This is a genomic window from Aeromonas sp. FDAARGOS 1415, from assembly GCF_019048365.1.
GTDB classification, from domain to species: Bacteria; Pseudomonadota; Gammaproteobacteria; order Enterobacterales; family Aeromonadaceae; genus Aeromonas; species Aeromonas taiwanensis.
In genome coordinates this window covers 4,238,125-4,252,980 of the sequence record NZ_CP077363.1, presented here as the reverse complement: position 1 = coordinate 4,252,980, position 14,856 = coordinate 4,238,125, and the positions used below count along the sequence as shown (strand labels likewise).

The following is a 14,856-nucleotide window of genomic DNA, read 5'->3' as shown; positions in this document are numbered from 1 at the left end:
TGCCTGCCGGATGCTGGTCATCCACAGGCTCAGGGGGAGGGGAGCCGGGCCCCGGCATCCTCCTGCGCCGTGTGCGGTGCGGGGTCGTGGTAGGTGAAGCCGAGCGGGGGGAGCCGGGTCTTGAGGGCGGCCATGTCCAGCAAGGTGATCTCGCCCCTGCCCAGGCGCAGTTCACCGGCTGCGGAAAGCTGCTTGAGCACCTCGTTGAGGCGGGGGCGGCTGATGCCGATGATCCGGCTCAGGGTCTGCTGGGTGATCTCGAGGCTGGGCTCGCGATCGTTGGCCAGGGCATGCTTGGTCGCCAGCTCCAGCAGCACATAGACGGTGCGGGTGGTCAGGCAGTACAGACTGTTGCTCCCCATCTGGATCGCAAGGCGGCCCATGTACTGGGCGATATAGAACAGGAACTTGTAGAGATGGGGATCCTGCTCCAGCAGGGGCTCGAGCTCCTCTTTCGGGAACAGGATGAGCTCGGTGGGTAACAGGGGCTCGAAAAACTCGACCGGCGTGTAGGTCGGGTTGTGAATGTACTGGGTGCCAAACCAGCTGCCGCGCCCGAAGATGAGGCCCAGAGAGTTCTCCATGCCGGCGTGGGTGGCATAGCCGATGAGGCAACCTGACGCCACATAGAGCACGCCGGGGAGGTTTCCTCCGAGCTGGGCAGGATCGTAGTGGCGGGCGATCTTCAGCAGTTGTGCCTGGGTGCTGGCCGGCAGCGAGCAAGGCCACCGGATCTCGTCAGCCTGCGGCCGGGTATGGCGATCCATGGATGCGACTCCTCGATGAAATGTCCCTGAAGGTGCCATTTGATGAGCCGCAAAGGGGAAGTTGTCAAGCACTGTCACAGGCAAGGGCGCGTCTGTCGTCTTCACTGCAAGTCGAGGAGGGCGCGAGGCGGTCGAGCCATGCCTGGACCTCCTGCGTCAGTATCCGGGCGGCCTCGGTGAACAACTGATAGCTGACTTGCAGTTCCCCGTGCTCGGTGGCGGCATCGGTGACCTCCATCTCAAGCAGCATGTCTTCCAGGTCCTGGGCTCCGAAGTAGCGCAGCAGGCCGCGCAGACGGTGAGCGTGTTGTTTGATCAGGGCGGTATCCGCCGCCTCGATGGCCAGCTTCAGGCCTGCCATCTCGTCGGGACTCATCTGCAGGTAGTTCGTCAGCAGTGACTGCACGAGCGCAAGGTCGTCGGCAAGCAGTTCGAGCACATAATCCTGATTCAAATGGTGCTGTGAAACCCCATGGGTCTGTTCAAATTGGTATGCGTTCATAATAAACCTCGCTGCTTGTCATAGTGATGCTGAACAATCGTGGGTCTTTTTACGAGCCTCATGCTGTCACTGCATTGTCAGAGGCGATCTCCATTCGAGGAAATAGCGGTGGGACCCGACCCGGGACATATCAGCCTGAGGGGACAATCTGTTCACTTATTATCCTATGGCGATTCGGCGGCAAGGTCTGTTCTTTAGGGAACAGACTTACCCATCCCTTCTGATTAAAATACAAACCCCAATGCAGGCCCTCTTACCAAGACGAAAATAACAAATGGATTAAAGAGAGGGAGTAATAAATAAATGGATGGATGTGTAAACAGCTGTCTTGCAATGCTTTTGATAAAAATTGCCGCGGGAGGCATGTCTGTCAGCACCAGAATACACCTACAAGGTGATGCATTCAGGCCTGGTGCCGCTCCGTTAAAGACTGTGATGACCATGTATATTCAACGTCAATAATCATCTCTATAGAATATAAAGTGACTCATTCCAATATCCGCGAAAATATTGATTTATTGGCGAGAGTGTAAAGAGGTGATGGTTCATGAGGTAAATGATGAGCACACTTTCAAATTTGCTGATAATTGAAGATGAACCCTTCCAGCTCGACTGGTTACATGAGCTGTGCAGGCCACTGGCCGACACCATTCATAAAGTCCGGGATGGTCTGGCGGCGCTCGACATCATCAGGCAGCAGGGGATGCCAGATGTGCTGATCTGTGACTTGAACATGCCAGGCATGGACGGGGTCAGCTTCTTGCGCTCACTCGCGCAATGGGAGGCACCTTGCCCCGTGCTGCTGGTCAGTGCGGCCAGTGCGGATGTGCTCCATGCCGTGGTGCAGATGGCTGCGCTCGAAGGGGTCACTGTGTGCCATTCGCTGCAAAAACCCGTCAGCAGACAGCAACTTCAGGAGCAGCTGGGGCATCTGCCCAAGCCGTTGACAACGCCGCATACAGAACCCCATGCGTTTAGCCCCAATCGACAGGAATTACAGCAGGCACTGGATGAGCAGCAATTCGAGGCCTATTTCCAGCCGCAAGTCGAGGCTGACACCGGTGTACTGACGGGGGTCGAGGCGCTTGCCCGCTGGGAGCATCCAACCCGTGGTACCCTGTCGCCAGCCTGCTTCATCGAGCCCCTGCAGCGACACCACCTGATGGCGGAACTCAGCTGGCAGATGCTCGGGCAATCCATCGCGCACTGCCGGCAGTGGCTGGCGCTAGGCATGGAGATACAGGTCTCGGTCAACGTTCCCCCGTCGGCCTTGACGAAGGCGACCTTTGCCGACCGCGTGATCGCGCTGCTGGAATACCACGGGTTGCCCGGGCGCCTGCTGTGTCTGGAAATTACCGAAACCGAGGATTACGGCGATCTGCCCAGCCTGCTGGAGACGGCGTCCCGCCTGCGCCTGCACGGTGTCGAGCTGGCCATCGATGACTTTGGTACGGGTCATGCGTCCTTGCTGCATCTGGTACAGAGCCCGGTATCCACGCTGAAGATTGACCGGGTTTTCGTTGCCAACATGCAGAAGGATGCCCGTTACCGCTCGGCCGTGCACCTGTCGTTGGGGATGGCCAGTGACCTGGACATGCATACCGTGGCCGAAGGGGTGGAGACGCAAGAGCAGATCCAGATGCTCAGGGAGATGGGGTGCCACAGTCTGCAGGGGTTCTACTTCTCCCCGGCACTCCCTGCCCGGGATCTGGTACCGTGGTGGCAGCACCGACAGACGATGATGTGACGAACAGGATCCTCTTGATTGGAAGGAACGAGTTAAATGGCTCAGAATCGATTTTTTAATGCCTTGGAAAAATCCGATACCTCGCTGATCTCATCGACCATCCTGTCTGATGAGGTATCGCTGCAACAACATGATTTTCTGGTGAAACATATCACCGGCATGTCTCGAAAAGGCATGCAGATCTTTGTTGCCTCCAATCTGATGATATTGCTGGTGGTGTTGCTTCGCATCATCTATGTCACGGCGCTTGATTATGCGCATTTTGAGGCACCGCTGTTCACCGGTATGTTCGATTTTCACTATGACAGATATATCATGGTCGTCATGCTAGTCTCTTATTCTCTGTTCATGGTGTACCCCTCCCTGTGTTTCGGCAATAAACACAGCAGTACCCACACAGACAAGGCATTTCAACGGTACTTCATTACCTGCACCTATGTGTTCACCATGGTCTGGCTGGCGGTATTGTCATATTACCAGCATCAGGTCATCCATGATGCGACCGTGATCCTCTCTATTCAACCCGCGCTGATTGTCTTGATCCCGATAAGCTATATTGGGGCCATACTGGTCATTCCCCATTTCAGCATGGTGATGCTGCTCTGTCTGGTATTGAACCAGATGCTGGGTAACCATTCGGTCAGTATTGCCATGTCCATTCTGGTCATTGGGTTTCTGATGTCATTCATTGCCATGATATTTTATGCCGTGCGTCGCGCCATCGGCTTTATTGCCCAGATAGAGTACAACAACTTCAAACTGACAAAAAAACTGATCCACTCGCTGAATATGGATGCCCTGTTGTCCATTCCCAATCGACAGGCATTCTTCTCCTGTGCCGGCAATAAACTTGCGCGCAAGAAAGAGAGCAGCGAGGCCGCGGCCGTGCTGATGATCGATGTGGATCACTTCAAGAAATACAACGATCGTTACGGTCATCCGGCCGGTGATCGCTGCCTGCAGAAGGTGGCCGGCTGTCTGCAATCCTGCGTGCGCGAGGACATCGACTTCGTCGGGCGCTATGGCGGGGAGGAGTTCATCGTCTTTCTGGACGCCACCGATGCCGACGGGGCGCAGCGAGTGGCGACCCGGATCCGCGAGCGGATGATGACGATGGGACTGAAACATGAAGCCTCGGAGACGGCGAGCCATGTCACCCTGAGCATAGGGATCGCACCATGGCAGTTTGGCAAGACCCTGGAGCAGCTCTGCGAGCAGGCCGACAAGGCGCTGTATGAGGCGAAGCGCGCCGGGCGTCATCAGCATGTGGTTTATGAGGAGAGCCCTGACGCGTCGGGTACGCCATGGGGTGATGCGCCATAGGGGTAGTGTTGCCCGGCTCCCAGGGGCAGGACGACTGAAAACACGAAGGGTTGGCCTCGCGATGAGGCCAACCCTTCGTCTATCTGGTGCCGGAAACAGGAGTCGAACCTGCGACCTTCGCATTACGAAAGCAAACTGCAATTCATATAAATCAATAACTTTTTCCATTTAATAGGGTTTATGCCACAATCTTGCCACACTCAGCAGCAAGTTATGGTATTTGGCTATGGCAACGTTCCGTAAGCGCGGCCCCTATCAATGGGAAGCCCAGGTACGCCGCAAGGGGTATCCGGCTCAGAGTAAAACCTTCAACACAAAGGCGGAGGCGGAGGCCTGGTCTAAAGTCATTGAATCTGAGATGACCCGAGGGATTTGGGTCAGCAGAGCCGAAGCTGAAGCAACCTCGCTTTATGAGGCTCTATGCCGCTATGAAACTGAGGTTGTTCCGCATAAAAAGGGAGCCGTGCAAGAGCTCTCACTGATCCGCATCTACAAGACATTACCTTTGTCATCACGCGCATTGGCATCCATTCGTGGAGCGGATGTTGCAAAGCTAAGAGACGAGTGGCTGAAAGATTATCAACCTGCAACAGTCCTCCGGCGGCTTGCCCTGCTCTCCCACGTCTTCAACATGGCCCGTAAAGAATGGGGAATGGAAAGTCTATCCAATCCATTGGAGCTAATTCGTAAGCCCCAAGCTGATAACGCACGTACAAGGCGTATAGCAGCTTCTGCAACGTCAGCACATTGTCCCCAGAGCCAGGATGAAGAAAGCGCACATAGAGCATCAGAAGGTGAAATAGAGCGGATCATCGCTGCCAGTAGCTCAAGGGTCTTACCATCGTTGGTCATACTGGCATTGGAAACAGCCATGCGGCGGAGTGAGCTGGTTAGCTTGCGCTGGGAGCACATCGATCTGGAACGCAGAGTTGCACACCTGCCATCGACCAAAAATGGCAGTGCGCGTGATGTGCCACTTTCAACTCGCGCGGTTGTTACTCTGCAATCTATGGGAGTCACTGCTACAGGTAGAGTTTTTGATATCAGACCTGATGCGGTAACGCGAGCTTTTGAACGGGCAGTCCAGCGCGCTAGACAGACCTACGAGCTAGAGTGTAAAGCCCAAGGTGTGATGCCAGTAACCAACTTTCTCAGTGACCTGCGTTTCCACGATCTGCGCCATGAAGCCACTTCTCGTCTGGCTGAGATATTTCCTATGCACGAACTCACAAAGATCACCGGACATAAAGACCCGAGAATGCTAATGCGGTACTATCATCCAAGAGCGGAAGACTTAGCCAGAAAGCTATCATGACTAACCATCTTTTATTATGCTCATTTGTACGACTTTATAATCATTGTCATTCAAAAAATTGGTTGTGATGAAGCATCCAGAGCAATTACAATAATTACAATTTTTTAAATTAAACATTCATATTAGTTTAACGAAATGAAGTTTGAGGTGATATATGTCTGACTATTGTTTTTATACACATGATGCCTTAGCCATTGCAGAGCGAGTAAACATAAAAGAACAAATTGATAGCTTTGCAGAGGAACATAAAAAACAAACTTATGTATTATGCAAGCCCCTATCCAAAGAAGATGCATCTTATGAATATAATGATGCTTTAGCCATATTCTCCAGCGGAATGAAACCATGCTTAATCAACACTGGCGGAGATGAAAAAAAATTCAATTATTTTGTGGATGATTTCTTGGAAGATGTGTCATTCTTGGCAGAAAAATTTAAATATAGAGAAAAAATTGGACGAAAAAGAGATTGGGAGAAGTACTTTCAGATTGTTGATCTAGGTGATTTAGATTTAGATTCATATTTGGCTGACAAAGTGTTGGCTAGGCACGTTGACCTCATTACATCTTTAATTGTCGGTAGTATTAATGATGTTTCAAGAATAAAGATTGAAACCGATAACTTACTTGATAGCGTAAAGTCAAAAATAATACTTTTTGATACTGATCAAACCAGTTTTGTATTCAAAACTGGCCCAGAGAAAAAATTTGTAATCCAGGGATTGGCTGGCTCAGGAAAAACAGAGCTATTACTACATAAGGTCAAGGAGATTTTTGCGCATGACACAGACTCAAGAATTGCATTTACTTGTTTTAATAAGATTTTAGCTAAAACAATGAAAAGTAGAATTCCCGAGTTTTTCGACTTCATGCGAGTTGACAGACAGATTGAGTGGGATTCTAAGTTTTTTTGCTTCCAGTCATGGGGTAGTGGAAAAGATCCTCATTCAGGAATGTATCGTTATATTTGTCATTTTTATAACATTCCATTCGGAACATACGGCTCAGGTTCATTAGATTACCATAGCCAAAAAGCCATAGAGTTCTTATCAAAGAATGGGGTACATGAAAAAGCATTTGATTACGTTTTTGTTGATGAAAGTCAAGATTTTCCTGCAAGTTTTTTACAACTATGTGAGTTGGTTACATCTAAAAAAGTATTCATTGCTGGGGATGTATTTCAAAATATATTCAGACCGATTGATGAAGGTGTCAGCACAGCCAATATGGTCTTGAAAAAATGCTATAGAACAGACCCTAAAAACTTGATGTTTTCTCATGCGTTAGGTATGGGATTGTTTGAAAAACCTGTCCTGAGATGGTTGAAGCCGGAGGAATGGGATGCATGTGGTTACAATTACAATGATAGCGATGGAAGAGCACATTTAACACGTGACCCTCTAAGACGATTTGAAGACATACCGAGTGACTATCCAAGTACCTCGCTACATATTTTAGAGGAGAGCGCTGATATCTCCGATAACATAATAGCGATGATCCAAAGCATTAGAGATAGATATCCTTCAGTAGAGCAAGGTGATATCGCTGTAATCTTTATAGATACAGAAAATTACATTTATGATGAAATCTCAAAGTTAAGACTGAAAATTAAAAGCCAATATAATTGGGAATCCAATGTCTCATTTGAGACAAAAAACAGACTAACAGATAAACTATTTATATCTAATATCAATAATGCTAAGGGCCTAGAATTTCCTTTTGTAATTTGCTTCGCCAAACAACTTAGGTATTATCCTAGCTTTCGAAATGCTCTTTATACGATGATGGCCAGGTCATTTTTAGAAAGTCATCTGTTATTAAGCCATGATACTGACTCTGCCGTATTTGAGACTATCTCAACAGGCTTAGAACAGTTAACAGCAAGTAATGAGTTGAATGTTCGAGTACCAACTGCAGAGGAAATTGAAAAACAGAAGGATCTGTTTGTTTTGGCAGAAGGTCTTTCTATAGAGAAAACTGTAAAACGTTACTGTGAGTCAAGAAAAGCCACACCTCGGTTAGTTGCCAAAATTATCAGCACAGTATCTACAATGCTTGAGGGGATAGAAGATTATTCAGAGGAATATCTCTTAACAATTGTTGAAGCTGAGTACATCCGGAATAGAAAACTATGAGTGTTTATTTATTCACAGATATACCTGATTACCATCTGGATGACTTTGTGGCAGTAAGGAACTCTTATGATAACTTCCTTAATGTATTAACATTGGTAGAGACTGTTAACCGTTGTGGTCACTGCCGTACTGAAAATGAAGATGAAGCAGTTTTTGCTATATTTACTGGCAATACAACTCGGATTTTGATTAAAAAGGATTTAGGCTTTTATACTATGTGCCTACCATTTCAAATAATTGATTTTGGTGGAAACATTAGCTTTAACTACGATGAGTATAATATGCCGATAACCGCATTATTTATCTCTATAATGAGAAGTTGTGTCGAAGCCTGTCGGGACTATGGATACTCACATGAAGATATAATAGAAAATATAGTAGTGAACTACAACATTGATGTGAGAGCTGCAGTTAATTATTGTGATATATTCACAAGCTTGATGACTGAAGATCATGGTTATTTTAGATTTGATGATGACGATAAAAATAAAAATGGACGAATCCATCCAAGATACCATTTTGATTTCTACTATAAAAACTCATCTTCAATTAAGATTGGAGTTGATAGAAACATAGGGTTTGATTTTTTCAAACGATTGTTTGACCATACATCAGAAAGACCTTACATCAAATAAAGCACCACTTAATATTATGACTTAACATATGAAACGATATTGATGGGGAGTAGGTAGCAATGGTATGTCGCTGGTGCGGCATACCATTCAATAAATGCCATGATATTTTTATGTAATTATCAAGGTAATCCGTTTCCATATGCATCAATATTAAAGATTTTACATCAACTGTCATTTTTTATTCTTCGTTTAAGCAATTCAAGTTTCATTAGTCTACTTGACCTAACCATATCTGTACGCAGTGAATTCAACTCATGCTTGGTAAGCAGCCTCACTTTTTTATCACTTTCACGCCTCGCAGTCATTTAACTCTCACTTAATCAATTAAGATGTTTATCTTGATAGTAAATTATAATTTAAAACATAAGTACAAACATTAAAAGTTATTTTCTATGCAGTCAATTTATATTATATATTTCGTATTACATTTATAATCTAGCTGCTATTCCCCCCACAATAATTAATTAAACTTTCTATCCTATATTAGCTGTACAGCAACCCCTTTGAGCACCGTAGGTGCGAATAAGGCTTAGTGAAGAAGCTACTCCGGCGTGCCGGTTAGCTAACTTCACACATCCTGCCCGCAATTCAGCCTTGTAATCATGAAGGAAAGCATGCATCAGCAACAAGGGAAATCATACAAATCATCTGCGGATAGGATAACCAAAGAGAAAACCTATGCTTTTCAATAGGTTTACCTACCTCTTCCACTCACTTTCCATCCCACTTCCATACACTTTACAGATTGGAGTTGAATGATCAGGATGGAACGCCAAGGAAAAAGATTCCTCAAGACTGGCGCCCTCACCGGCATCTAGCCCCATCGATTGCCACAAAATCAGCTATGCCGCCAGCATGGGGGTATCCAAAATTCTGACAACAGAAGAGCAGTTCAAGTGAAAGAACAATTGTAGGCTCATTTGCTCATGCTGATGATTGTCAAATGAGGCTGAAATCCATACGATATTGCGTAAACCTTAATGCTTGAGGCACAGATGAATCAGCGTACAGAACTGCGACTACGATACCGCAAAGGAGTTCAAGCTAAGAAAGCTGAACTAGCTACTGCCAACGAACAGAAATGGGTGCAAGCACAAACTGTATTGGCATTTCTTCCGCTTATTACTGCAGCTGTATACCTATTTGGCATGGCTTGGCATATGGGATATGTTAACGTTTTTCACGTTGATAGCAGCGAGTTCCCACTCTCAACAGAACAAACATTATTAACGGGAACCTTTGCTCTTGTAGCCAATCTGGTACCACTGCTAGGTTACCCTATAGCTGCTTTTGTTGGATTACTTGTAATAGTCATTGTGGTAGCGCTTACGTTTAAGCTGATGAAACGCGCTAGAGATAAAACTGTATCTTGGGTAACTCAACCATTCAAAAATAAGGACATGGATAAAAAAATAAAAAATATTTTTAAATACTCAGCTCACCCTGATGAAGTTAAATGGGTTGCAACAATTATAGAAAAAGCAATGAACTGGTACATTCTATACTTTTATGTTTTATTTACTTCTTGCATTATTGGCATACTTGCCTACCACTGTTACGAAAATGGTCGTCGTACCGCCGAATCTCAGACAGATGATATGAATGCAGGCAAATTCACCTCTGCCAATAATCTCAAGTATGCTGCACATCCCGAGGGTATATCTTCGCTGAGGATCGTCTGTAATGCGACTCAATGCACATTCTGGAATGAGACGGATGGCACCATCTATCTTCGTTATGATCAAATTGATAGCGTGACGATCCCCACTCAATCCGCAAATATACAGCCTGCTACAGATAAAAAGACCAAATGATCAGCTTAGACAACTAGGTCTATTAGCGAGGTGGGTAATCTCAGTTGTGGCCCTTGCAACCCGTCCAAGGGCTGCAAGGGCCTGTGTCTAGTGGATTATCTTATGGATAATCTTGGATCACTTTTCCAAAAATACCTTAAACACATGTTTTGAAAAGATTTTAAGACCAACTCCTGGGAATGAAAGTGCACCAGTTGGGAACGTTAGTGCACCAGTTCGGGAATGATAGTGCACTGAAATTACTCCAAAGATCTGTTCCGTGGCCTGCGGATCTCCCACATATCTTTGCGGTATTCAGTTACCAACCAACCTATCGTGAACAGCTCCCCCACAGCTCTACGGGCAATCTGCTGGCGCTTTCTCATCGCATCAGCAATCGCAGGATCCGGCCAGATGTAACTGCACAGAGTATCCAAGGACGCGCGCCCTGATTTACCAGGATCGATCCACCCGCATAGGCGTTGATGGATCAATCGAGCAGGATCGCTCTTGAGGCTACGCACTTCATTCATATCGATGCGAGCATGTGGCCGTCCACCGAGAACGGCTTCTGCAATCTGTGGGTTCAAACAGATGTATAGCGCGTTATCATGGTCATCAAAGAGATGGCTCATCAGGTGGAAGGATGCACAGCGAGAGTCACCTTGAATGACAACGGTGACATTCGACATCCTGATCAGGCTAGCCTTTAGGGTTTTAAGGTTTCTGCCGCTTTTGCATAGACCAATCTCTTCGAGTAGCTGAGTGATACGAGACTGCACCACCAAGCAACGGCAGTCCGCACTATCAAACTCCGATGCTAAGGCCAAACGAAGTCGCTTAGGAATAGCTGCTGATGGCGCAGAGGTCAGAATAACGCCCTTGGGACCGGATAGCGCAACCAGCCCTTGTAGCAGTCGCATATCATCAGCCCCTAATGGCTCAAAACCAATAAAACGAGCGCTTTGGTTCTGCCCATAGCTATACGTCACATCCAGCTTTAACTTCTTTCTCTCCCCTCGCTTTAAACTGCGGAATAGACCAGGAGCAAGGCAGTGCATCGGATCATGGCGCGCGTGGGTAAGTTCAATAGCCATGAGCAAACCTCCTTCGCTCTCGCGCCTGAGGAGGTTCCATAAGTTGTACCGGATGTAATACGCCCCCTTCCTGGCGTTCAAACCATTGATCTTTGATTGCAGTGCCATAGTTCTGCTTGGATACCCCAAAGCGCACAAACGCACTGCGTCGAGAGTTTCCGATGGGTGTACTACCGCGTTGAATCTCGGTTAGCTGCTTTGCTTCTTCTTCCCCCATCCGCACGATGTAACCACACCATCGGATGTTATCAATCAACGCTGATGCGCCTCTGGCTGCCTGCTGCTGATCAAGACTGCCATCCCTCGCGCTCCCCTTGCTAGCGTGATGCAAATAGAGCACCGCAGCCCCCGTATTTGCGGCCAGCGACTCAAGTCGGGTAATCAACTGAGACATGTCCCCGTTACTATTTTCGTCCATCTGATGCATACGGCTGAGAGTGTCGAGAACAACAAGGCGATAACCATCTACTTGCTGTATCAGAGCCTTGAAACAGTCCGGATTCATCAGATCTAAACTCACACCCATCATCGGTTCCAATGCGAGGTTTGTGGCAATAGAGGCCCTCGCTTTGGGCGATAGATGTTTGCCAAGCGCATGGACGCGATGACTAAGCACTGCAGCCGGATCTTCACCAGCCATATAGATCACTCGGCCTGAACGGGTCGGGCGTAGTTGCAACAGATCGCCATCAGACTCTTTGCAAGCCACGGCCATTGCGGCCTGCAATGCCCAAAAGCTTTTACCTGTTGCTCCTGGTGCGATCAGAGCTCCCACAGTACCGGCCAAAAATCCAGACCATATGAAGTCAAGAGCAGGCGGCTCCTGTTCAAACGCAGCTAGCAGGTCAAGAGCCATGGCTTACCTCTTAGCGTTTGAATTCTGTGACTTTTGTCGTGCTAGCTGCTCGGCTTTGGTTGGCCGGCCACGCCGAGGCATATCTGCCGATTTAACCGCTCGATCATCCAAACCTTGGCTAATGACATGTTCAGCAAGCCAAAGCTCAACATCTTCAGCACGCCAGAGCAAACGTTTGGTTCCTGGTAAACGGCAGATAGGGGGAAGTGAACAAGGGTTGCGAGTCGCGTCACTACGGATGCTAGCAACGGATTTATGCAGACAGAGAGCCAATTGCTCAACAGTCAAAAGCACCACGCTGGAGGTGGTAATAGAGGTTTGTTTCATGGTCATAACCCATCAAGGCGGCAAGGGTCATCGAATAGCTGTGCCGGTTAGCTAATCGGTAATTGACCTGAGCGGCACCATGCCCGGCCTTGAGGGTATAAATAATTAGTGCCTGTCGTCCGATGTTACGTGACGAAATGAAGTCTACCAGCAGTGTTTTGCTATGTCATGCACTGGCAAGCGTCATTCGCCGCTATCAGGCCAGTGTGGCATGCCACAATTTTGCCACACTGGATAAGCTAAATGCTGCATTCCAACGCTCAGTAACGCATCAAACTGCAACACCCAAACCACTGTTTTGTTTGATAAAATTTGGTGCCGGTAACAGGAGTCGAACCTGCGACCTTCGCATTACGAATGCGCTGCTCTACCAACTGAGCTATACCGGCTTCGTGAACTTCAGAGTCGTGAAAAAGGGCTGACAAGTCAATTGAGCTGCTTCAATTTTATGAGTTGGCTCATGATGTTAGCGGTCTTTAGAGATCGACGAACTCCGGGATATGGGCGCGGCCACGACTCTCCAGGAAATCGAGCAGGGCACGGGGGGAGCGCGCGAGTATCCGCTCCTCGGGGAAGCCGGCCTCGGTCACCAGCCGGTGGCAGTAGTCAAAGTCTCCCAGGCTGAAGGCCACGTGGGAGTCGGAGCCGAAGGTGAGGTAGGCGCCAAGGTCGCGCGCCGCCTCGACGATGGCGCGGCAGTTTGCCTCGCTGCCCGCACGGGAGTGGCTGAACGAGGAGTTGTTGACCTCCAGGGCGACCCGGTATTCGGCTGCCGCCCTGACCACCGCCTGGATATCGATGGGGAAGGCGGGATTGCCCGGGTGGCTTATCATGTCGACCCGACCGCTCTTGATGGCGTTGATCATAGCCTGGGTGTGGGTCGCCCGATCGCAGGGGGGAAACACCGGCTCGTGGAAGCCCGCCATGATCATGTCGAGCCGCGACTCGTAGCGCTCGGGGAAGTCTATTTCACCGTCGATGTTCTTGATGTTGGCCTCGATGCCGCGCAGGATGCCGACCCCGTCCACCACCCTGGGCAGGACGTGCAGATTGACGAAATGCCAGTAGTGAGGGGCGTCGGCCATGTCGGGGCCGTGATCCGTGGTGGCGAAGAGTTTGATCCCCTTGGCTTTGGCTATGGGCAGGTAGTCGTGGATGGTGCTGTAGGCGTGGGTGCTGGCGACGGTGTGCGTGTGGGTATCGACCGTGTACTTCATCTTCTCTCCCCTCTGGCATGAGGCGTCAGCATAGCAAGATTGGCCGAGTCGGGCCATGTGGCTGGCTGTCATACTTTGTCACAAATTGCGCCAGTACTGACAAAGTCTGACCACCTTTGTCTGCGACCATGGCCTGGTCGATGCAGCCTGAACTCCCATCGATGGGTTGACATTGGATGGTTCGACCCGATTTTCCCCACCGTCGCCCCTGCGACGGTTTTTTTTGCTTGTCTGTCGACGCATCGGGTCGCTGCAGGGTAAAAAAATGCCCAACTAGCATGAAGCAGGTTGGGCGAGACTTAATGTTTAATTGCAGTGGCATAGATATAGAGTCCGGTCTGGTCGCGAAGTTCCCCTCTTGTTCCCCTTTTTTGATTAAAAACATTCCATCAACACCTGTTCACATTCTCTTGACATCACTGAGTGTGAAACGTACTTTTTAAACATTCGTTTAAGAGAGGTGTCCTGTGAGTAAAATCGATACCAAGAACCGTATTCTCGATGCCGCCGAGGTGCTGTTTGCCGAGCGGGGGTTCGCCGATACCTCGTTGCGTCTGATCACCAGCGAGGCCGAGGTGAACCTGGCGTCCGTCAACTACCACTTCGGCTCCAAGAAGGAGCTGATCCAGGCGGTGCTCGATCGCTACCTGAGCCTGTTCATGCCGGCGCTGGAGACGCGTCTGCAGACCCTGATGGCGCAGGATCAGCTGACCCTGCTGCAGGTGTTCGAGAGCTTTGTCGATCCCCTGATGAAGCTGGTGGCGGTGCGGGCCAACGGGCCTGCGCTCTTCATGCAGCTGCTGGGACGCGGCTACATCGACAGCCAGGGCCACCTGCGCCGTTTCATCACGACCCACTACGGTACGACCCTGCACGGGATCACCCAGGCCATCTCCAAGGCCAATCCGGACTTGTCGCCGGCGGATCTCTTCTGGCGCCTGCACTTCACCCTGGGCACCGTCGTGTTCACCATGGCCTCCGCCGATGCTCTGCGTGACATCGCCCAGGCCGATTTTGGCCAGCAGCTCGATGTGGAAGGGCTGGTGCGCAATGTTATTCCCTATCTGGCGTCCGGTGTCGGGGCGCCCGTGGAGTCGACCAGGCTCTCCCTGGCCGTGTAATACCAACAATAAATCAACGGAA

General features: G+C 49.1%; 12 protein-coding genes and 1 tRNA gene. 7 read left to right on the top strand and 6 right to left on the bottom strand.

Annotated features, from left to right (window positions below; all coding sequences use genetic code 11):
* Window positions 1-29 precede the first annotated feature (29 nt).
* Together I6L45_RS19640 and I6L45_RS19635 are read right to left on the bottom strand one after the other, a co-directional pair.
* The gene (locus I6L45_RS19640; RefSeq protein WP_216983029.1) at window positions 30-767 is read right to left on the bottom strand and encodes a Crp/Fnr family transcriptional regulator; all 738 of its coding nucleotides are present in this window, start codon (window positions 765-767) and stop codon (window positions 30-32) included.
* Window positions 768-831: 64 nt separating this feature from the next.
* Window positions 832-1,269, bottom strand: a complete 438-nt coding sequence (locus tag I6L45_RS19635) for an Hpt domain-containing protein (protein WP_210550328.1) — start codon at window positions 1,267-1,269, stop codon at window positions 832-834.
* A 556-nt stretch (window positions 1,270-1,825) separates the two neighbouring features.
* Between I6L45_RS19635 and I6L45_RS19630 the strand changes: the two genes are divergently transcribed.
* The 6 genes from I6L45_RS19630 (at window position 1,826) to I6L45_RS19605 (ending at window position 10,237) form a co-directional block, all read left to right on the top strand.
* Window positions 1,826-3,016: an EAL domain-containing protein gene (locus I6L45_RS19630; protein WP_210550329.1), complete on the top strand. Its 1,191-nt coding sequence runs from the start codon at window positions 1,826-1,828 to the stop codon at window positions 3,014-3,016.
* A 36-nt stretch (window positions 3,017-3,052) separates the two neighbouring features.
* A complete protein-coding gene (locus tag I6L45_RS19625) occupies window positions 3,053-4,339 on the top strand; it encodes a GGDEF domain-containing protein (RefSeq protein WP_216983028.1) in 1,287 nt (428 codons plus the stop codon).
* A 226-nt stretch (window positions 4,340-4,565) separates the two neighbouring features.
* Window positions 4,566-5,654: a tyrosine-type recombinase/integrase gene (locus tag I6L45_RS19620; RefSeq protein ID WP_182951601.1), complete on the top strand. Its 1,089-nt coding sequence runs from the start codon at window positions 4,566-4,568 to the stop codon at window positions 5,652-5,654.
* 154 nt (window positions 5,655-5,808) lie between these two features.
* A complete protein-coding gene (locus I6L45_RS19615) occupies window positions 5,809-7,788 on the top strand; it encodes a DEAD/DEAH box helicase (protein ID WP_182951602.1) in 1,980 nt (659 codons plus the stop codon).
* Entirely contained in the window at window positions 7,785-8,423 is a 639-nt protein-coding gene (locus I6L45_RS19610; protein WP_182951603.1) for a hypothetical protein, read from the top strand. Before I6L45_RS19615 ends, I6L45_RS19610 begins: the two co-directional genes overlap by 4 nt.
* Window positions 8,424-9,418: 995 nt before the next feature.
* Window positions 9,419-10,237 (top strand): hypothetical protein, encoded by an 819-nt coding sequence (locus I6L45_RS19605; RefSeq protein WP_216983027.1) that lies wholly within the window; start codon window positions 9,419-9,421, stop codon window positions 10,235-10,237.
* Between the two features lie 239 nt (window positions 10,238-10,476).
* Here I6L45_RS19605 and repC read toward each other — a convergent pair whose 3' ends face one another.
* From repC to I6L45_RS19585, 4 genes are all read right to left on the bottom strand, one after another.
* On the bottom strand, window positions 10,477-11,313 hold the full coding sequence (repC, locus tag I6L45_RS19600; RefSeq protein ID WP_182951606.1) for a replication protein C, IncQ-type: 837 nt from the start codon (window positions 11,311-11,313) through the stop codon (window positions 10,477-10,479).
* The gene (locus tag I6L45_RS19595) at window positions 11,303-12,169 is read right to left on the bottom strand and encodes a helicase RepA family protein (RefSeq protein ID WP_216983026.1); all 867 of its coding nucleotides are present in this window, start codon (window positions 12,167-12,169) and stop codon (window positions 11,303-11,305) included. Before I6L45_RS19595 ends, repC begins: the two co-directional genes overlap by 11 nt.
* Window positions 12,170-12,809: 640 nt before the next feature.
* Window positions 12,810-12,885 (bottom strand) — tRNA-Thr (locus I6L45_RS19590).
* 87 nt (window positions 12,886-12,972) lie between these two features.
* Window positions 12,973-13,713, bottom strand: coding sequence for a phosphatase (locus tag I6L45_RS19585; protein WP_043759317.1), 741 nt, complete (start codon window positions 13,711-13,713; stop codon window positions 12,973-12,975).
* Between the two features lie 467 nt (window positions 13,714-14,180).
* Here I6L45_RS19585 and I6L45_RS19580 point away from each other — a divergent pair, with 467 nt between their 5' ends.
* A complete protein-coding gene (locus tag I6L45_RS19580) occupies window positions 14,181-14,834 on the top strand; it encodes a TetR/AcrR family transcriptional regulator (protein ID WP_210550331.1) in 654 nt (217 codons plus the stop codon).
* Window positions 14,835-14,856 lie beyond the last annotated feature (22 nt).